This is a genomic window from Aliiroseovarius sp. Z3 (assembly GCF_029105185.1).
Lineage (GTDB): Bacteria > Pseudomonadota > Alphaproteobacteria > Rhodobacterales > Rhodobacteraceae > Aliiroseovarius.
Genome location: NZ_JAFMZK010000002.1, coordinates 98,057 through 115,471, shown reverse-complemented (window position 1 = coordinate 115,471; position 17,415 = coordinate 98,057). Strand labels below are relative to the sequence as shown.

General features: G+C 59.3%; 17 protein-coding genes. 13 read left to right on the top strand and 4 right to left on the bottom strand.

What is annotated here, in order from left to right:
* Positions 1 to 45: 45 nt before the first annotated feature.
* Entirely contained in the window at positions 46 to 1,011 is a 966-nt protein-coding gene (gene nudC, locus J3R80_RS03540; protein ID WP_275392380.1) for an NAD(+) diphosphatase, read from the top strand.
* A gap of 44 nt (positions 1,012 to 1,055) precedes the next feature.
* The gene (locus tag J3R80_RS03535) at positions 1,056 to 1,535 is read left to right on the top strand and encodes an SRPBCC family protein (protein ID WP_275392379.1); all 480 of its coding nucleotides are present in this window, start codon (positions 1,056 to 1,058) and stop codon (positions 1,533 to 1,535) included.
* A gap of 11 nt (positions 1,536 to 1,546) precedes the next feature.
* Here J3R80_RS03535 and J3R80_RS03530 read toward each other — a convergent pair whose 3' ends face one another.
* Entirely contained in the window at positions 1,547 to 2,380 is an 834-nt protein-coding gene (locus J3R80_RS03530) for a prephenate dehydratase (RefSeq protein WP_275392378.1), read from the bottom strand.
* Between the two features lie 119 nt (positions 2,381 to 2,499).
* Here J3R80_RS03530 and J3R80_RS03525 point away from each other — a divergent pair, with 119 nt between their 5' ends.
* The 5 genes from J3R80_RS03525 (at position 2,500) to J3R80_RS03505 (ending at position 8,950) form a co-directional block, all read left to right on the top strand.
* Positions 2,500 to 3,033 carry a c-type cytochrome gene (locus J3R80_RS03525; protein WP_275392377.1) on the top strand — a complete coding sequence of 178 codons (534 nt, stop codon included), beginning with the start codon at positions 2,500 to 2,502 and terminating at the stop codon, positions 3,031 to 3,033.
* A gap of 185 nt (positions 3,034 to 3,218) precedes the next feature.
* Positions 3,219 to 5,111 (top strand): extracellular solute-binding protein, encoded by a 1,893-nt coding sequence (locus J3R80_RS03520; RefSeq protein WP_275392376.1) that lies wholly within the window; start codon positions 3,219 to 3,221, stop codon positions 5,109 to 5,111.
* Between the two features lie 43 nt (positions 5,112 to 5,154).
* On the top strand, positions 5,155 to 6,237 hold the full coding sequence (gene yejB, locus J3R80_RS03515; RefSeq protein ID WP_275392375.1) for a microcin C ABC transporter permease YejB: 1,083 nt from the start codon (positions 5,155 to 5,157) through the stop codon (positions 6,235 to 6,237).
* 2 nt (positions 6,238 to 6,239) lie between these two features.
* Positions 6,240 to 7,346 carry an ABC transporter permease gene (locus J3R80_RS03510; protein WP_275392374.1) on the top strand — a complete coding sequence of 369 codons (1,107 nt, stop codon included), beginning with the start codon at positions 6,240 to 6,242 and terminating at the stop codon, positions 7,344 to 7,346.
* Positions 7,343 to 8,950, top strand: a complete 1,608-nt coding sequence (locus J3R80_RS03505; RefSeq protein WP_275392373.1) for an ABC transporter ATP-binding protein — start codon at positions 7,343 to 7,345, stop codon at positions 8,948 to 8,950. The genes J3R80_RS03510 and J3R80_RS03505 overlap by 4 nt, the downstream gene beginning before the upstream one ends.
* Positions 8,951 to 8,965: 15 nt before the next feature.
* On the opposite strand, the gene J3R80_RS03500 is transcribed toward J3R80_RS03505, so the two are convergent.
* Positions 8,966 to 10,486 (bottom strand): serine hydrolase, encoded by a 1,521-nt coding sequence (locus J3R80_RS03500; protein ID WP_275392770.1) that lies wholly within the window; start codon positions 10,484 to 10,486, stop codon positions 8,966 to 8,968.
* Between the two features lie 461 nt (positions 10,487 to 10,947).
* Here J3R80_RS03500 and clpS point away from each other — a divergent pair, with 461 nt between their 5' ends.
* From clpS to J3R80_RS03485, 3 genes are read left to right on the top strand one after another with little or no spacing between them, the layout of a single operon-like run.
* Positions 10,948 to 11,289 (top strand): ATP-dependent Clp protease adapter ClpS, encoded by a 342-nt coding sequence (gene clpS / locus J3R80_RS03495; protein WP_247037413.1) that lies wholly within the window; start codon positions 10,948 to 10,950, stop codon positions 11,287 to 11,289.
* 20 nt (positions 11,290 to 11,309) lie between these two features.
* Positions 11,310 to 12,299, top strand: a complete 990-nt coding sequence (locus J3R80_RS03490) for a class I SAM-dependent methyltransferase (protein ID WP_275392372.1) — start codon at positions 11,310 to 11,312, stop codon at positions 12,297 to 12,299.
* A gap of 35 nt (positions 12,300 to 12,334) precedes the next feature.
* Complete coding sequence (locus J3R80_RS03485) at positions 12,335 to 13,162, top strand: SDR family oxidoreductase (protein WP_275392371.1); 828 nt, start codon at positions 12,335 to 12,337, stop codon at positions 13,160 to 13,162.
* Between the two features lie 7 nt (positions 13,163 to 13,169).
* On the opposite strand, the gene J3R80_RS03480 is transcribed toward J3R80_RS03485, so the two are convergent.
* Positions 13,170 to 13,553, bottom strand: a complete 384-nt coding sequence (locus J3R80_RS03480; RefSeq protein WP_275392370.1) for a hypothetical protein — start codon at positions 13,551 to 13,553, stop codon at positions 13,170 to 13,172.
* Positions 13,554 to 13,677: 124 nt separating this feature from the next.
* Between J3R80_RS03480 and hemF the strand changes: the two genes are divergently transcribed.
* The 3 genes from hemF to J3R80_RS03465 all read left to right on the top strand — a co-directional run bounded on the left by hemF (position 13,678) and on the right by J3R80_RS03465 (position 16,371).
* Positions 13,678 to 14,568, top strand: coding sequence for an oxygen-dependent coproporphyrinogen oxidase (hemF, locus tag J3R80_RS03475; protein ID WP_275392369.1), 891 nt, complete (start codon positions 13,678 to 13,680; stop codon positions 14,566 to 14,568).
* A gap of 66 nt (positions 14,569 to 14,634) precedes the next feature.
* A complete protein-coding gene (locus J3R80_RS03470; protein WP_275392368.1) occupies positions 14,635 to 15,099 on the top strand; it encodes a MarR family transcriptional regulator in 465 nt (154 codons plus the stop codon).
* Positions 15,100 to 15,195: 96 nt separating this feature from the next.
* The gene (locus tag J3R80_RS03465; RefSeq protein ID WP_275392367.1) at positions 15,196 to 16,371 is read left to right on the top strand and encodes an acetyl-CoA C-acyltransferase family protein; all 1,176 of its coding nucleotides are present in this window, start codon (positions 15,196 to 15,198) and stop codon (positions 16,369 to 16,371) included.
* Between the two features lie 42 nt (positions 16,372 to 16,413).
* Here the strand turns inward: J3R80_RS03465 and hemC are convergent, their stop codons facing one another.
* Complete coding sequence (hemC, locus tag J3R80_RS03460) at positions 16,414 to 17,370, bottom strand: hydroxymethylbilane synthase (protein WP_275392366.1); 957 nt, start codon at positions 17,368 to 17,370, stop codon at positions 16,414 to 16,416.
* Positions 17,371 to 17,415 lie beyond the last annotated feature (45 nt).

Sequence of the window (17,415 nt, the reverse complement as noted above, 5' to 3'; positions counted from 1 at the left end):
CAATGTCCTGCTAGCGTGCCCACAAACAACGGGATTGAGGTGGGCATGAAAATTGCCGAACAGGTCACTTTCGGCACAGGGCTTCTGGACCGTGCTGCCGAGCTGCGAACCGACAGCGCAAAGCTGCAAAGGCTGGCCCAGACAGCTCGCATCCTTCCTATATGGCGCGGAAAACCGTTGTTTGAACGTGGGCAAGGCCCTCACATTGCGCTGGCTTTTCTGGGGCTGGACCACGAACAACTGTGTTCACGACAAGATCAGCTGGTGTTCCTGGGCCGCGATGCCGATGGCCCGATATTTGCTGTAGATGTCTCGGATTGGACCGCTGAAGGGGATACGCCTGACCCCGGCGCCTTCGTTGACCAGACATGGCAGCACTTTCCAAACACGCCCGACACACAGGGGTTTGCTGAACTGCGCGGTGTCATGGCGCAGCTCACTCCGTTGGAAGCCGAGATCGCCGCCACCGCGCGCAGCATTCTGGAATGGCATCGCATCCATGGGTTCTGCGCCAATTGCGGAACCCAAAGCGTGCCGGTGCTGGGTGGTTGGCAACGGGATTGCCCGAATTGTGCACGGCCCCATTTTCCACGCACGGATCCGGTGGTCATCATGCTGATTACGCATGGCAACGCGGTTCTGGTCGGGCGCAATGCCCTGTGGCCCACAGGTATGTTTTCGCTGTTGGCCGGCTTCATGGAGCCGGGGGAAACCATCGAAGCCGCGACCCGACGCGAGGTGTTCGAAGAAACCGGGGTGCGCGTGGGTGCCGTCGGCTATTTGGCGTCCCAGCCTTGGCCCTATCCATCATCCTTGATGATCGGCACACATGGGTTGGCAACGACGACAGAGATCACCCTCGATCCCAACGAACTGGAAGAGGCGCATTGGGTTAGCCGCGAGGAAATGCTGGAGGTGTTCGCCGGGCAAAACCCTGATATGTTGCCCGCCAGAAAGGGCTCAATCGCGCAGTTTCTCTTGTCAAACTGGCTTGCAGACCGGCTTGATTAAGACGACAAACCGTCAAAGAGCGTCCGAAACCAGAAAGACCCCGCATGAAGTTCAAGACCCGCGAAGATATAGAGGCCACTTTGGAGCAGGTGTTCGAGGCGGTTTCAGATTTTGACGGCATCGAGCGGGCGGCGATGCGTCGCGGGGCAGAGGTCACACGCACCGACAATCTTACCTCGCCGGGTCAGGGTATGACGTGGCACGCTTCATTTCCGTTTCGCAATCGCACGCGCACCGCGGACATGCTGTTGAAAACCTATGAGGCGCCGCATCAGATCGAACTGTTCTCGAAAGTCTCGGGGATCGAGGCGACGGTCGAGGTCGAGCTTATGTCGCTGTCCCGCAACCGCACACGTATGATAATGAGCATCGACATGCGGCCCAAGTCCATACCCGCACGCCTGCTGCTGCAATCTATGAAACTGGCGCGCGCATCCCTGGTGAAACGCTATCGCAAACGCGTGGCGAGCTATGCGCAATCCATCGAAGACCGCTATCGCACAACGGTTCATCCGATTCGCTGATCCGCAACCGATCAGTCGCGGGCCGGATCGCGTGGATAGACCCCAAGAATATCAAGCGTCGATGTGAAATAGGCCAGTTCTTCTAATGCAAGCTGAACCGGGCGGTCGTCGGGATGACCCTCAATGTCGGCATAAAACCGCGTGGCGGTGAAGGACCCGTCCACCATATAGCTTTCCAGCTTGGTCATGTTGACACCATTGGTCGCAAACCCGCCCATCGCCTTGTAAAGGGCCGCCGGGATGTTACGCACTTCGAACACGAAGGTTGTCATCATACCGTGATCGCCACGGCGCGCATGATCGGCTTCGCGTCCCATGATCACGAAGCGTGTGGTGTTGTGGCCGTGGTCTTCTACGTCCTCGGCCAGCACCTCCAACCCATATATGTCGGCTGCAAGAGCCGAGGCAAGCACCCCCTCGCCCTCGGCTTTGGTTCGGGCAAGCCGCGCTGCCGCCCCCGCGCTATCGGCTGCAGAAACCCCGCGAATGCCATGGCTTTTCAGGAACGCCGCCGATTGCGGGATCAACACCATATGGGCGCGCACGGTCTTGATGTCGTCTATCTTGGTCCCTGGCAGTCCCAGCAGGCTGATACGAACACGAACGAAAGCCTCATCCAGAATGTGCAGCCCGCTTTCGGGTAACAGACGGTGAATATCGGCGACCCGGCCATAGGTTGTGTTCTCGATGGGCAGCATGGCCTGTTCAGCCGCGCCGCTGCGCACTGCCGCGATCACTTCTTCAAAGGATTCGCAGGGCATCGGATCAAGATCGGGACGGGCAGCGAGACAGGCCTCGTGCGAATACGCGCCAGATTCCCCCTGAAAGGCGATACGGCTGGTCATTTCGCGGCCCCCTTTTGCCGGTTAGCGTTAAAGTGCAACACGTCGCGCCTCATATCGCTTGAAACATAGCAATGGAAGCGGCTAGAAGGCTTTTGACTTTGGATGAGACGGAACGCGACATGTTCGACACAATGACAATGACGAAAGCCGGGGCTGCTGTAATCGGCGCCCTCCTGTTCTTCCTGCTGGGCTCTTGGGCAGCAGACAGCCTGTATTCGACCTCAGCCGGTGGCCACGGTGGGGACGAGGAACACGTAGCGACCGGTTACATGATCGCAACCGAAACAGATGGCGGCGAAGCCGAGGAAGAAGAAGAGGCCGTACCGTTTGCCGACCTTCTGGCCGCTGCTGATCCTGCCAAAGGTGAAAAGGTCTGGGGCAAATGCCGCGCCTGTCACAAGCTGGAAGACGGCGCCAATGGCACCGGACCGCACCTGTTTGGTGTCGTGGGCCGTGCTGTCGGTGGGGTGAACGGTTTCAACTACTCCGATGCGCTGGCCGGACACGGCGGCAACTGGGGACCGGACGAGTTGAACGAGTGGCTTGCCAACCCGAAAGCCTATGCGCCGGGCAACAAGATGACATTTGCCGGTTTGAAGAAAGAAGAAGATCGCGCGGATCTGATTGCCTATCTTCAAACCATCGGCGGCTGATCGCTGACATATCCATGGGTTTGGGCTTATTGGGCCGCTCCAAGCAGGGGCGGCCTTTTTCTTTGCGATGAACCACCAATTCTGCGTGATCTCGGCCAGATCACCAAATCGCGCCTTGCAGTTTATCCGGCAGCCCCTTTAGCTTGGAAAAAACGATTTTCGTCGTTCCGCTGAAGGAGATCCAGATGAAGCCAGCCCCGACACGCACCATCGCCCCCGTATCTAACACCAGCATGCAGGCTTTCTGGGGCTTGCTGGTCGCGTCGGTGCTGTTGTTCTCACCGCTGCTCGCATTTGCAGAGACCACCATTAAATCTCATGCCTATTCCTATTTCGGCACACCAAAATACGGGCCCGACTTCGCCTATCTGGATTACGTAAACCCGGACGCACCCAAAGGTGGCGAGATTGTCATTTCGTCCTCGGCCGGAACGTTCGACAGCTTCAATCCCTTTGCGCGCAAAGGCGTTCCGGGGGCGCTGGCGTCCAGCAATGTTGAACGTCTTATGACCAGCACCGCAGACGAGGTTGGCACCGATTATGGTTTGCTGGCCGAAAGCCTGGAATATCCCGAGGATGAAAGTTGGGTCATCTTCACCCTGCGGCCGGAAGCCCGTTTTGTCGATGGCACGCCGGTCACTGCCGACGATGTGGTTTTCACGCATAACCTGTTCATGGAACAGGGCCTGGTCAGCTTTCGCGAAGGGGTCAGCCGGATCATTGCCAATGTCGAGGCATTGGACACGCACAAGGTCAAATTCACTTTTCATGCCGACTCGTCGGTCCGCGACCGTATCGGACAAGCGGGTGCAACCCCCGTCCTGTCAAAGGCATGGTTTGAAAAAACAGGTGCGCGCCTGGACGAAAGCCGTCTGGAGCAGGCCGTGGCCACCGGCCCCTATGCGCTGGACAGCTACAAAATCAACCAGAGTATCGTGTACAAGCGCAACCCGGATTACTGGGGCGCAGATTTGCCGATCAATATCGGGCGCTGGAACTTCGACACGATCCGGATCGAGTATTTTGCAGACGCCAACGCCGCGATGGAGGGTTTTTCGTCCGGCAGCTACACGTTCCGTGTCGAAAACAGCTCGAAGGAATGGGCAACGTCTTATGATTTCCCCGCGGTGAAGAACGGAAAGGTGATCAAGGCAGAACTGCATGACGGCAATCAAGCATCGGGTCAGGGCTTCGTCTTCAATCTGCGGCGCGAAAAGTTTCAGGACATTCGTGTCCGTGAAGCTATTGGCCTGATGTTTAACTTCAAGTGGTCGAACGAGGCGCTGTTTTATGGAATTTACGAGCGGGTAAACAGCTTCGCGGAAAACTCGTATCTGGAGGCGACCGGCCTTCCGTCGCCCGAGGAGTTGGCCCTGCTGGAGCCGCTGAGTGAAGCATTGCCCGAAGGAGCGTTGGGCGAAGCGATCATGGCGCCGACATCAGGCGACAAGCAGTTTGACCGGCGAAACGCCCGCAAAGCGTCGCTTTTGCTTGAGGAGGCCGGCTGGTCGGTTGGCGATGATGGGATGCGCCGCAACGCCGATGGAAAAACGCTAAAGGTCGAATTTCTCACCTACTCACCCACGTTTGACCGGGTGATCACGCCCTATGTGGAAAACCTGCGCAAAATCGGTGTTGATGCCGTCCTGAACCGTGTCGACACCTCGCAATTTGTCGATCGCCGCTATGCGTTTGACTATGACATCATCACCGACAGCCTGGCCTTCGGGAACGAACCCGGCAGCAACCTGGACCAGGCGTTCGGGTCGACCGAAGCCGCGGTATCCGTGTTCAACTCGCCGGGCGTGGCCGATCCGGCAGTCGATGCCCTGATCGAAATCATTCGCAACGCCAACACCAAGGACGAGCTTGTGGTCGCCACCAAGGCGCTGGACCGTGTGATGCGAGCGATGCGGATCATGGTGCCACAATGGTACAAGAACAAGCATACCGTTGCCTATTACGACCAGTTCGAGCACCCCGACCCCCTGCCCCCGTATGATCTGGGCTATCTGGACTTTTGGTGGTTTAACGCGGAAAAAGCAGAAAAACTGAAGGCAGACGGCGTGCTGCGCTGATCCGCGCGCACGACCGAGGCACGAATAAGAGAGCGAGACCCAAATGGGCGCATATATTCTGCGCAGGCTTCTTCTGATTATCCCGACCCTGTTTGGGATCATGGTGATCAACTTCACCCTGACCCAATTCGTTCCCGGTGGCCCGATTGAACAGATCATCGCCCAGATGGAAGGTGAGGGCGACGTGTTCGCGACGATTGCAGGCGGTGGCGGGGATGCTGGCGCAAGTGGTGGTGGCGACGAACGCTATCTGGGTGCGCGTGGACTACCGCCTGAGTTCATTGCTGAGTTGGAGAAAGAATTTGGCTTCGACAAACCGCCCGTCGAACGGTTCTTCAACATGCTTTGGAACTATATCCGGTTCGACTTCGGTGAAAGCTATTTCCGATCTATCGGTGTGTTCGAGCTGGTGGCAGAGAAGCTGCCCGTGTCGATCACGCTGGGGCTTTGGTCCACAGTGATCGCCTATATCATCTCGATCCCGCTGGGGGTGCGCAAAGCGGTGCGTGACGGATCAAAATTCGACACCTGGACCTCGGGCGTGATCATCGTGGCCTATGCGATACCGGGCTTCCTGTTCGCCATCCTTCTGTTGGTGGTGTTCGCGGGCGGGTCATACCTGCAATGGTTCCCGCTGCGCGGCCTGACGTCAGACAATTGGAGCGAGCTGAGCCTTTGGGGCAAGATCATCGACTATTTCTGGCACATCACTCTGCCAGTTTTCGCTTCAACCATCGCCAGCTTTGCGACGCTGACCCTTTTGACCAAGAACAGCTTTCTGGACGAGATCAAGAAGCAATATGTCGTCACTGCCCGCGCCAAGGGGTTGGCCGAGCACCGCGTCTTGTATGGTCACGTCTTCCGCAACGCGATGTTGATCGTGATCGCGGGCTTTCCCGCCGTGTTCCTTGGCGTCTTCTTTGGCGGCTCCGTGATCATCGAAACGCTGTTCTCGCTGGACGGTTTGGGCCGTCTGGGGTTCGAGGCTGCATTGCAGCGCGACTACCCCGTCATTTTCGGCACCCTGTTCGTCTTTGGCCTGATCGGCCTTCTGATCGGCATCCTGTCTGACCTCATGTATGTCTTTGTCGATCCGCGCATCGACTTTGAAGGGCGCGAGGTCTGATCATGGCGCTTTCCCCCCTGAACCAGCGCCGCTGGCGCAACTTCCGCCGCAACGGCCGGGCGTTCTGGTCGCTGATCCTGTTCTGCATCCTGTTTGGCCTGTCGCTTCTGGCCGAGTTCATCGCCAACGACAAACCTATCCTCGTCAGCTATCAGGGCGAACTCTATGCGCCTATTTTTAAGTTCTACCCAGAAACCACCTTCGGCGGCGATTTCAGAACCGAGGCGAATTACAACGATATCGAGGTCCAATGCCTGATCACATCCGGCGGGCTCGAGGATTGCTGGGACGAACCAGAGGACGTGATCGCGCAGGCTGGAACGGGCATGGTGAACGGGACCGAAATCGACAAAGGCTGGCTGCTCTGGCCACCGATCCCCTATAGCTACACCACCATTGTGGACACGGGCGGGGCCGTGCCATCCGCCCCCACCAGCCAGAACATTCTGGGCACTGACGACACGTCGCGTGATGTAGCCGCACGGGTCATCTACGGTTTTCGGTTGTCGGTGTTCTTCACCATCGTCGTCACCGTCCTGACCTCGCTGATCGGCATTGCCGCCGGGGCGGTGCAAGGCTATTTCGGCGGTTGGGTGGATCTTATTTTCCAACGGATACTGGAAATCTGGAGCTCAACGCCCTCGCTCTACGTGATCATCATCCTGTTCGCGATCCTCGGGCGAAGTTTCTGGCTTTTGGTCTTTGTGACCGTTCTGTTCGGCTGGCCCGCGCTGGTGGGCGTGGTGCGCGCCGAATTCCTGCGCGCCCGGAACTTCGAATATGTCCGTGCTGCCCGCGCGCTGGGTGTGTCGAACCGGGTGATCATGTTCCGGCATGTGCTGCCCAACGCGATGGTCGCCACGCTGACCATGCTGCCGTTCATCATCACCGGCACGATCTCGACCCTTGCCACGCTGGACTTTCTGGGCTTCGGCCTGCCATCGTCGGCCCCGTCATTGGGCGAGCTGACCCGGCAGGCCAAGGCCAACCTGCAAGCGCCGTGGTTGGGCTTTACCGCCTTCCTGACCTTCTCGATCCTGTTGTCGCTGCTTGTCTTCATCTTCGAAGGCGTGCGCGATGCGTTTGACCCGCGAAAGACTTTCCAATGAGCGTTCTGCACGTCAAAGACCTGAATGTCGGCTTTCGTCAGGATGGCAAGCTCCACCCTGCCGTGCGGGGCGTGAGCTTTGAGGTTGGCAAGGGCGAAACCGTCGCCATCGTGGGTGAAAGCGGGTCCGGTAAGTCGGTCACGGCTTTGTCCACAGTCTCGCTTCTGCCAGACAGCGCCCAGATCAGTGGGTCGATCACCTATGACGGGCGCGAGATGATCGGCGCATCGCCCTCAGAACTTCGCGACGTGCGTGGCAATGACATCAGCTTCATTTTTCAAGAGCCTATGACGTCGCTGAACCCACTGCACACGATCGAAAAACAATTGACCGAGTCGATTGAATTGCATCAGGGGCTGAAAGGCGACGCGGTGCGCGCCCGTATTCTTGAGCTTCTGAACAAGGTCGGCATCCGCGACGCGGAAACACGCTTGGCACATTATCCGCACCAGCTGTCTGGTGGGCAGCGCCAACGCGTGATGATCGCCATGGCGCTGGCCAACGGGCCGGAGCTTCTGATCGCAGATGAACCCACCACCGCGCTGGATGTGACCATTCAGGCGCAGATTCTTGACCTGCTGTCGGATCTGAAAGACAGCGAGGGGATGAGCCTTCTGTTCATCACCCACGACCTGGGGATCGTGCGCAAAATCGCCGATCGGGTTTGCGTGATGAAGGACGGCGTGATCGTCGAGGAAGGGCCGACAGCTGACCTGTTCGCCAATCCCCGCCACGACTATACCCGCACCCTGATCAATGCCGAGGCACAGGGCCGCCCCGATCCCGTTCCCGAGGACGCGCCCGAGATCGCCCACACCAAGGACCTGCGTATCTGGTTCCCCATTCAACGTGGTCTGCTACGCCGCACGGTCGGGCATGTGAAGGCGGTGAATGCGGCCAGTTTTGCGGTTCGGGCGGGGGAAACCGTCGGGATCGTTGGCGAAAGCGGGTCTGGCAAGACCACTTTGGCGCTGGCCGTGATGCGGCTGATCAGCTCGGACGGACCCGTGGTGTTTCTGGGCGAGGATATTCAGGGCCGCAAATCACGCCAGTTACAGCCTTTGCGTCGCGATATGCAGATCGTTTTTCAGGATCCGTATGGCTCGCTTTCTCCGCGCATGACCGCTGAGGAAATCATCGCGGAAGGCCTGTCCGTTCATGGGCTGGAGCCAGGACGTGATCGGCGCGAGATGGTCGCCGAGATCATGATCGAGGTTGGGTTGGACCCCGCCACGATGGACCGCTACCCGCACGAGTTTTCGGGCGGGCAACGTCAGCGCATCGCGATTGCACGGGCGATGATCCTGCGCCCCAAACTTCTGGTTCTGGACGAGCCGACATCAGCGCTGGATATGACCGTGCAGGTGCAGATTGTCGATTTGCTGCGCGAGTTGCAGAAGAAGCACGGGCTGGCCTATCTGTTTATCTCGCACGATCTGCGCGTGGTGCGCGCGCTTTCGCACAAGGTGCTGGTCATGCGCGCAGGTGATGTGGTGGAAAGCGGGCCGGCAGATCAAATCTTTGACGCCCCGCAAACCGACTATACCCGCGCCCTGATGGCCGCAGCCTTCGACATCGAAGCAGTGGCAGGAGCGTCGGACTAGCGCCGAAGCCGCAATTTAGGACGGCCCCAGAACTTTGCAGCGCGTGTTGCGGGCGTTCAACCGACGACAGGCCAGATCAGCCTGAGCCTCGGACATGCCCACGAAGTTTGCGTGCCAACCGTTGGACCGGCGCACAACTTTACGCAGGGCTTCGTCCAGCGTGTCGATCTCTTTCAACGCGGTTTTCAGCAATGTGCGCTCGGCCTGATAGCGGGAACCAAGAACACCCACATTGATTGCCCAGTGGCGACCGCCCGAGGTGGACATCCGGGTGACAACTTCCGGCTCGGCAGCCGTATCGGTCTGGGGTTGCAGCGACGTCAGAACAATTGCCGCCGGACGCGCAGGCGGCGGCGCAACTGTTACCGGAGCAGCGACAGACACAGCTTGCGCGGTCACAGGTGCAGCAGTCGACGTGATCACGGGCTGCGTGGTCACTGGTTTGACTGGCGGCGCTGGTACGGCGGCCACAACGATTTCGGCAGCAGGCTCAGATGTCTCGGTCGGCTGTTCGGGGGTCACTTCCGCCACCACTGCCGGCTCTTCCTCTGGCTCGGCGATTGCGGTTACAACGGCGTCCTTGATGCTTTCGGTCAAAGCCGCAAGCTGCGCCTGCGCTGCGGGATCCTGTGTGATCGGGCGCGGCGTCGGGCGTGGGCTGTGCTTGACCGCCCTAACCAGACGAATGGTTTTGCCTGCCCCGCCTGGTTCGGCGGTTTCTGGATCGACACTGGCGTAAACAGGCAAGGACGGTTTGCGTATCGGCGCACGGCTCGGTGCACGCCGGAAACCAAGATCCATCAGTTCAGCGACTTTCGCATTGCGCGATGCTGTGGAACTGCCCCCAAACACTGTTGTGATGATCCGCTCGGACCCGCGTTCGGCAGATGCGACAAGGTTGAACCCTGCCGCACGAGTATAGCCGGTCTTGATCCCGTCAGCGCCCTTGTAGCTGCTCAGAAAACGGCGGTTGGTGTTCGACACCGCCCGCATCCCCGCATCGGTCGTGATGCGTGAGAACAGGTTGTAGTATTGAGGGTGATCGAAAAACAGGTGACGCCCCAGCGTGGTCATGTCACGCGCGGTGGACAGGTGGCCGCTTTCGGTCAGACCATGGGCGTTCTTGAAATGCGTCCGCGTCATGCCCAGTGCTTTTGCGGTCCGGTTCATCCGACGGGCAAATGCTGCTTCGGACCCTGAAATCGCGATGCCAATGGCGGTGGCCGCGTCATTGGCCGACTTCACTGCCGCCGCACGGATCAGGTACCGGAACTTGATTTTCTGGCCTGTACGCAATCCCAGTTTTGACGGTGGCTCGGCAGCCGCTTTACCGGTGATCGTCACCACCGTGTCGGGCGAGATCTCACCGCGCTTGATCGCTTCGAACGCGATGTAAAGCGTCATCATCTTGGTCAGGGATGCGGGATGAAGCTGTGTATCTGCATTGCGCGAATGAAGCACCTCGCCGGTGCGCGCATCAATTACCATCGCCGCATAGGGCGCGGCTTGCGCACGACTGGGCGCAAATTGCACGATACAGATAGTCACTGCAAGAAACAGCCCATAACGGGCCCACTGCCACGGACGTAGTTGCACGTCGTCCACCTTTTCTGCCTCAATCGCCTGGATCTTTTGTCCGGCTGATTTGTTTTTTTCAGCGTAACACGAAGATCGCGCGCGAGAAAACACCTTATTTTCAATGCGCTACTTCGTGGCTCATGGGACACGGACCGCAGATGTTGTGTCGGGCACTGATTTCGCGCCTATATCTGGGATCAGACAGCCCAATGCGAACCAGAACCCCTGTGTGTTTTTTCTTGCAACGCAGCGTTGTGTCACAGTGCATCGTCGACATCGAAACCAATTGTTGTGACTTTGCCGTCCATTTTGTATGTGGCTTTACCTAGACCCGGCGCCTTGCCCCTTTTCTTTGGCGGTAACGGCAATATATTCTGTGTGCCAAGCGGCCCAATCATAGCAATCGGAGCAACGCCCACATGGCCAAACTGCCCTTCATCATGTCTCAAGGCGACGATGCCGATGACGGCGATGCAGGCCTTGCGGTGGTCACGAAACCGAAGACCAAGCGGCCACCGATGTATAAGGTTTTGATTTTGAACGACGACTTCACGCCGATGGAGTTTGTCGTCATGATACTTGAACGGTTCTTCGGGATGAACCACGCACAAGCGTTCGAGCTTATGTTGACCGTGCATAAGAAAGGGCTGGCGGTGGTCGGTGTTTTCTCGCACGAGGTTGCGGAAACCAAGGTAACGCAGGTGATGCATCTGGCCCGCGAACATCAACACCCGCTTCAGTGCACCATGGAAAAGGAGTAGCCGCGCCAGCGGCAACCGCCATGCTTCACACAAGATTGACCCTTGCCCTGCGCGATGGCGCTATGTCGCTACCGCAGGATGGCCGGCTTCTGGTGATTGGCCCCGGCGCGCAACATGATCTGTCGGCTTTGCCGAAGGACCGCGTGACCGTCTACAGCCACTTTTTTCCGGATCATGCCCACTGGACATCTCGGGGATTCGATACGGTTTCCCTCATGCCCAACCACGGATTTGCCGCCGCACTGGTCTGCGCCCCACGATCAAAACCACAGGCCCAAGCGTGGATCGCTGCGGCTTCGAAAGCGACGGGCGACGGGTTGGTTCTGCTTGACGGGCAAAAGACCGACGGCATGGACAGCCTGCTAAAAGCGATCAGGAAAAAGGCAAACCTGCTTGGGACGCTGTCCAAGGCACATGGCAAACTGGTCTGGTTCGACGCCGCCGACGTCACCGATTGGACCGCCGCCGACACGCGGCTGGAGGGCGGCTTCATCACCCGTCCCGGTGTGTTTTCCGCCGATGGGATCGACAAGGGTTCGGCTGCTCTGGCCGAAGCCATGCCGGAGACCATTTCGGGACGTGTGGCCGATCTGGGCGCTGGCTGGGGATATCTGTCGCGACATATTCTTCAACGATCAGGCGTCACATCGCTTGATCTGATCGAAGCGGATCTGGTCGCGCTGGACTGCGCCAGACTGAACCTTGACGATGCGCGCGCCAATTTTGTCTGGGGTGATGCCACGCAGTTTCAACCGCCTCAACCCTATGACGTGGTTATTTCGAACCCGCCATTTCACACCGGACGCGCTGGCGACCCGAACCTCGGGCGGGCTTTCATCCGATCCGCTGCCACGATGCTGACCCCATCAGGGCGCTTCGTCATGGTTGCCAACCGCCACCTGCCCTATGAAGACACGCTGGCCGAACAATTCAACACCGTCGAAGATCTGGGCGGCACGCCGGGGTTCAAGCTGCTCAGCGGCGTAAAGCCCCGTCGCACACGGCGCTAGGATCAGTTAGGTTCACCGGGAATCAGGAGGCACATATGTCCTTTTCCATCGCTGGCAAGACTGCCATCATCACAGGTGCCGCCAATGGCATCGGCTTGTCGATCGCTCGCCATTTTGCCGACAACGGCGCCAATGTCATCTGCGCCGACATCGACGAGGCGCGGCTGCTGGACGAATGGGGGCCGAACCCCGACAGTGACACGGACGAACCGTCGAACACGCGTATCTTCGCGGGTGATTTGCGCGAGAAACTGACCATCGCCAATCTTCTTTCGGCCACCATCGACGCGTTCGAACGCGTCGACATCTTGGTGAATGCCTCGCGGCAGGTCATGTTGACCGATCCGCTGGACGCCGACAACAAGGCGGTGCAAATCCTGTTGGATCAGAACCTGATGACCAGCCTGAGGTTAAGTCAACTGGTCGCCAAACGGATGATACAGCAGGGTGACGATCTGGGGGATAGCGAACAGGGTGCACCGCTTGGGGCGATTGTGAACCTTTCGTCCATCGCCGCCAGCCGCACGCAGCCGGGGCTGATGGCCTATTCGATTGCCAGCGCCGCGCTGGATCAGATGACCCGTTCGCTTGCGGTCGCGCTGGCCTCTAATCGCATACGCGTGAACGCCGTTGCCTTCGGTTCGGTGATGAGCGCCAGTTTGCGCGACACGATCCGCGAAGCGGGTGAGACGCGTGCGGATATCATCGAAGGCACGCCCCTGGGCCGGATCGCATCGGCAAACGAAGTGGCAGAAGCGGTGCAATTCCTGTCCTCCGAAGGGGCCGGGTTCATGACCGGACACATCCTGACCGTCGATGGCGGGCGCAGCCTGCTGGACGCCGTCGGCAACCCGGCCCACTAAGTCCAGATCACTTGGCGCAGGCCGACAGCGCCGCCTTGCGTGACTTCAGGGTTTTCATCTCTTTTTTCATAGCCTGATGTTCCTGATAGGTCGGCAGCGTGGATTTCGGCTTGGGTGTGGGCAGGCAAACCGACACAAGCGGCACGACGCCTTTACACAGTTTCAACGGGTTGGCGACGCGGACGACGGTTGAACTGGTGCGATATCCACGCGCCGTTTGCCGGTTCAGAACAGCAATTCTCTGATCAATCTGTGCATATTCCCTTGCCTCGCTTTCAGAACAACCGGCCTGAGGCAAGGCTTTGGCGGGTCCAGCCTGCGTCACCGGTGCCGTGGTGGTCTGGCACGCGGTCACAAGCACTATCACAGCAGCAATGGGAAACAGGCGCATGGTCCCTCGTTCTTAGCGGCGAAACATCGGCATGGTCCGTATCATAGCAAAAACGCGACTTTGCGGCAGGGGGAATTCCTGATAGCCCCTCCCCAGATGAAGATCACTAGGAAAGGCCTTCAATATGACCGACAAGATGGAAGATCAAAAAGCCCGCGCCAGTGCCTGGTTTCGCGACCTTCGCGACCAGATCGTCACCGCCTTCGAAGGTCTGGAAGACACGCAAACCACCGGGCCTTTTGCCAACCAGCCTGCCGGACGGTTCGAGGTCAGCGAAACAACCCGCAACTCGGACGATGGTGCCGATGCCGGCGGCGGGTTGATGAGCGTCCTGCGCGGCGGTCGCGTCTTTGAAAAGGTCGGCGTCAACATTTCGACCGTCTATGGCACCTTGGGCAAATCAGCCCAGAAAGCCATGGCAGCCCGTGGCGTGCCGGGAATGGAGGACGATCCGCGGTTCTGGGCCTCTGGCATCAGTCTTGTGGCGCATATGCAAAACCCCCACACCCCTGCCGTTCACATGAATACCCGCATGTTCTGGACGCCGAACGCCTGGTGGTTCGGGGGTGGGGCAGACCTGAACCCCTGCATTGAATATGCCGAAGACACCGCACATTTTCACAGCCAGTTGGAAGCTGCCTGTCAGCGCCATGACCTGAGCTATTACGACAAGTTCAAAGCCTGGGCGGACGAATATTTCTTTATCCCGCACCGGGGCCGCGCGCGCGGTGTTGGTGGGATATTCTACGACGATCTGAACACCGGCGACTGGGAGGCCGACTTTGCCTTTACCAAGGATGTTGGCCGCGCCTTCCTGCCCGCCTTCGTGCCGGTGACGGAAGCCCGCTGTGACACGCCATGGAACAATGCTGACAAGGACAAGCAGTTGATCCATCGCGGCCTCTATGCCGAATATAATCTGGTGTATGACCGGGGCACAAAGTTCGGCCTGACCACTGGACACGACGCCAATGCCGTCTTGATGAGCCTTCCACCCCTGGCGAAATGGACCTGATCTGCGTGACTTGCCTTGCGTTGCAGATAAGGGCAACCTGCTGGGAACAAGACGAAAGGTGCGCGCGTGACCTCATTTAAACTTGACGATTTCCTGCCTTATCAGTTGGCGGTACTGTCCAGCCGGGTCAGTGCCGGATTTTCCAGCCATTACCGGAAAGCCTATGGGATTTCTGTATCGGAATGGCGTGTGGTGGCCCATCTTAGCCAGGCTGACAGCGTCAGCGTGCGCGAAATTCACGAACGCGTGGACATGGACAAACCGAAGGTCAGCCGCGCCGCTTCGCGGCTTGAGGCGGCGGGTTACGTCACCAAAACGGTCAATCCGCAGGATCGGCGCTTGGTTGAACTAAGCCTGACCCCCAAAGGGCGCGAGATGATCGAGGTGCTGACACCGATAGCCCATGCCTATGAGGCACAATTGTCGGCGCTTCTGGGCGACGATGATACAGCATTTCGCCAGCGCGTCGTCGCGCTGATTGCCAAATTGGAGCGCGAGACGCCCGGGAACGATCCCGAGCACACCGACTAACACGCCCGTCTGACGGTCTGACGGAGCGTCAGAGGCGACAATAGCGTCCCAACCGTGCGATCCTTACCCCGGAACCAATCAATCAGGGGGATTCTCATGTCCGATATCGTAATTCTTGGCGGCGCACGCACAGCCATCGGCACGTTTGGCGGTAGCCTTGCCGCCACCCCGCCCAGCGCCCTTGGCGCGCATGTGACACGCGAGGCAATGACTCGCGCAGGCGTCGAACCCGGTCAGATCGGCCATGTTGCCTTTGGGCATGTGATCAATACTGAACCACGCGACATGTATCTGTCGCGGGTCGCGATGATCGAAGCGGGCATTCCCGACACCACGCCTGCAATGAACGTGAACCGGCTGTGCGGGTCGGGGCTGCAAGCCGTGGTCTCGGTCGCGCAATCCCTGATGCTGGGTGATGCCGATTACGGGGTGGCCGGTGGTGCCGAAAGCATGAGCCGCGCCCCTTATATCCTGCCGCAAGCACGCTGGGGGCAGAAGATGGGCGACACCGGCGCGCAGGACATGATGCTGGGCGCGCTGAACTGCCCATTTGGCACTGGACACATGGGTGTGACTGCGGAAAACGTCGCGGCCGAACATGGCGTCAGCCGCGCCGATCAGGATGCCTTCGCTCTTGAAAGCCAGAAACGCGCTGCTGCTGCCATCGAGGCTGGCCATTTCGACAGCCAGATCGTCCCGATCGAGGTCAAGCAGCGCCGCGAAACGGTCGAATTTGCCCGTGACGAACATCCGAAACCCACAACTGCCGAAGCCCTGGCCGGTCTGCGCACCGTGTTCCAGAAGGATGGCACCGTCACTGCAGGCAACGCGTCAGGCATCAATGACGGGGCGGGTGCGCTGGTACTGGCCCGTGCCGACGCCGCAGAGAAAGCGGGGCTGAAACCCATGGCACGGATCATCGGCTATGGCCATGCAGGCGTGCGGCCCGAGGTGATGGGCATCGGCCCCGTCCCGGCGGTTGAAAACCTGTTGGCAAAAACCGGGCTGACGGTGGCGGATTTCGACGTGATCGAATCGAACGAGGCCTTCGCCGCGCAAGCAATCGCCGTGAACAAGGGGTTGGGACTGGACCCGGCCCGCGTGAACCCGAACGGTGGCGCGATTGCCCTTGGGCACCCGGTGGGGGCGACCGGCGCGATCATCACCATTAAGGCGCTGTATGAACTGGAGCGGATCGGCGGATCGAAAGCCCTGATCACCATGTGCATTGGCGGCGGTCAGGGTATCGCGCTGGCCATCGAACGCCTTTGAAGCAGGACTGAAACAGGCCCGGTCAATCGGCCGGGCCTTTTCTTATCTCCAGTCGAAGAAATCGTCACCGACACGCGACAGCAAATCCTCGGCCAGTTTGCGGCCCAGCGCCGGACCCTCCGCGATCGGACCGGAAATCTGATCCGATACGGCCTCGGACCCATCGGTGCGCAGGATTTCCCCACGCAGGGTCAGCGTGCCATTCTCCAGCGTGGCAAGCGCGGCAATCGGGGTTTCGCACGACCCATCCAACGCCCCAAGGAACGCACGCTCGGCCGCCAGCCGTTGTCCCGTTTCGACGTCGTGGATCGCATCCAGCATGTCTTTGACGCGCATATCATCCGCACGCCGTTCGATGCCAATCGCACCTTGGGCGACCGCGTTCAGCATCTCGTCCGTCGGAATAGCTGTCTTCGGCACACCATCCATCCCCAGCCGGTTCAGGCCCGCCATGGCAAGAAATGTCGCCTCGGCCACGCCGTCTTCCAGTTTTTTCAGGCGGGTCTGAACGTTCCCACGAAATTCGACAATCTCAAGATCGGGACGACGGTTCAGCAACTGGGCTTTGCGGCGCAAGGACGAGGTACCGACCACGGCCCCCTTCGGAAGGTCGCTGATCGCCCGGTAATTGAGCGATACGAAAGCATCGCGCGTATCCTCGCGCGGCAGGTTGCAGTCCAGAACAAGCCCCTCGGGCTGTTCGGTGGGCATGTCCTTCATCGAATGCACCGCGATGTCGATACGACCATCCAGCATCGCCTCTTCGATTTCCTTGGTGAACAGACCCTTGTTGCCCACTTCTTTCAACGGACGGTCGGCGTCGATCAGCGCACGGTCATCGCCAGTGGTATGAATCACCACCACCTCAAACGCAGCTTCGGGCAGGTCAAAGGCAGCCATCAAACGGCGGCGGGTCTCATGCGCCTGCGCCAGCGCAAGCGGGCTGCCACGTGTGCCGATTTTCAGGGGGGCGTCGGGGGTCGGATAAGCATGTGTCATGCCCCTCGTTTACGATGGAAGATGGGGGCTGTCCATGCCTGCGGC

Excerpts from the sequence above, each read along its gene's own strand:
- nudC (WP_275392380.1), top strand. The coding sequence starts at position 46 with ATGAAAATTGCCGAACAGGTCACTTTCGGCACAGGGCTTCTGGACCGT.
- J3R80_RS03535 (WP_275392379.1), top strand. The coding sequence starts at position 1,056 with ATGAAGTTCAAGACCCGCGAAGATATAGAGGCCACTTTGGAGCAGGTG.
- J3R80_RS03530 (WP_275392378.1), bottom strand. The coding sequence starts at position 2,380 with ATGACCAGCCGTATCGCCTTTCAGGGGGAATCTGGCGCGTATTCGCAC.
- J3R80_RS03525 (WP_275392377.1), top strand. The coding sequence starts at position 2,500 with ATGTTCGACACAATGACAATGACGAAAGCCGGGGCTGCTGTAATCGGC.
- J3R80_RS03520 (WP_275392376.1), top strand. The coding sequence starts at position 3,219 with ATGAAGCCAGCCCCGACACGCACCATCGCCCCCGTATCTAACACCAGC.
- yejB (WP_275392375.1), top strand. The coding sequence starts at position 5,155 with ATGGGCGCATATATTCTGCGCAGGCTTCTTCTGATTATCCCGACCCTG.
- J3R80_RS03510 (WP_275392374.1), top strand. The coding sequence starts at position 6,240 with ATGGCGCTTTCCCCCCTGAACCAGCGCCGCTGGCGCAACTTCCGCCGC.
- J3R80_RS03505 (WP_275392373.1), top strand. The coding sequence starts at position 7,343 with ATGAGCGTTCTGCACGTCAAAGACCTGAATGTCGGCTTTCGTCAGGAT.
- clpS (WP_247037413.1), top strand. The coding sequence starts at position 10,948 with ATGGCCAAACTGCCCTTCATCATGTCTCAAGGCGACGATGCCGATGAC.
- J3R80_RS03490 (WP_275392372.1), top strand. The coding sequence starts at position 11,310 with ATGCTTCACACAAGATTGACCCTTGCCCTGCGCGATGGCGCTATGTCG.
- J3R80_RS03485 (WP_275392371.1), top strand. The coding sequence starts at position 12,335 with ATGTCCTTTTCCATCGCTGGCAAGACTGCCATCATCACAGGTGCCGCC.
- J3R80_RS03480 (WP_275392370.1), bottom strand. The coding sequence starts at position 13,553 with ATGCGCCTGTTTCCCATTGCTGCTGTGATAGTGCTTGTGACCGCGTGC.
- hemF (WP_275392369.1), top strand. The coding sequence starts at position 13,678 with ATGACCGACAAGATGGAAGATCAAAAAGCCCGCGCCAGTGCCTGGTTT.
- J3R80_RS03465 (WP_275392367.1), top strand. The coding sequence starts at position 15,196 with ATGTCCGATATCGTAATTCTTGGCGGCGCACGCACAGCCATCGGCACG.
- hemC (WP_275392366.1), bottom strand. The coding sequence starts at position 17,370 with ATGACACATGCTTATCCGACCCCCGACGCCCCCCTGAAAATCGGCACA.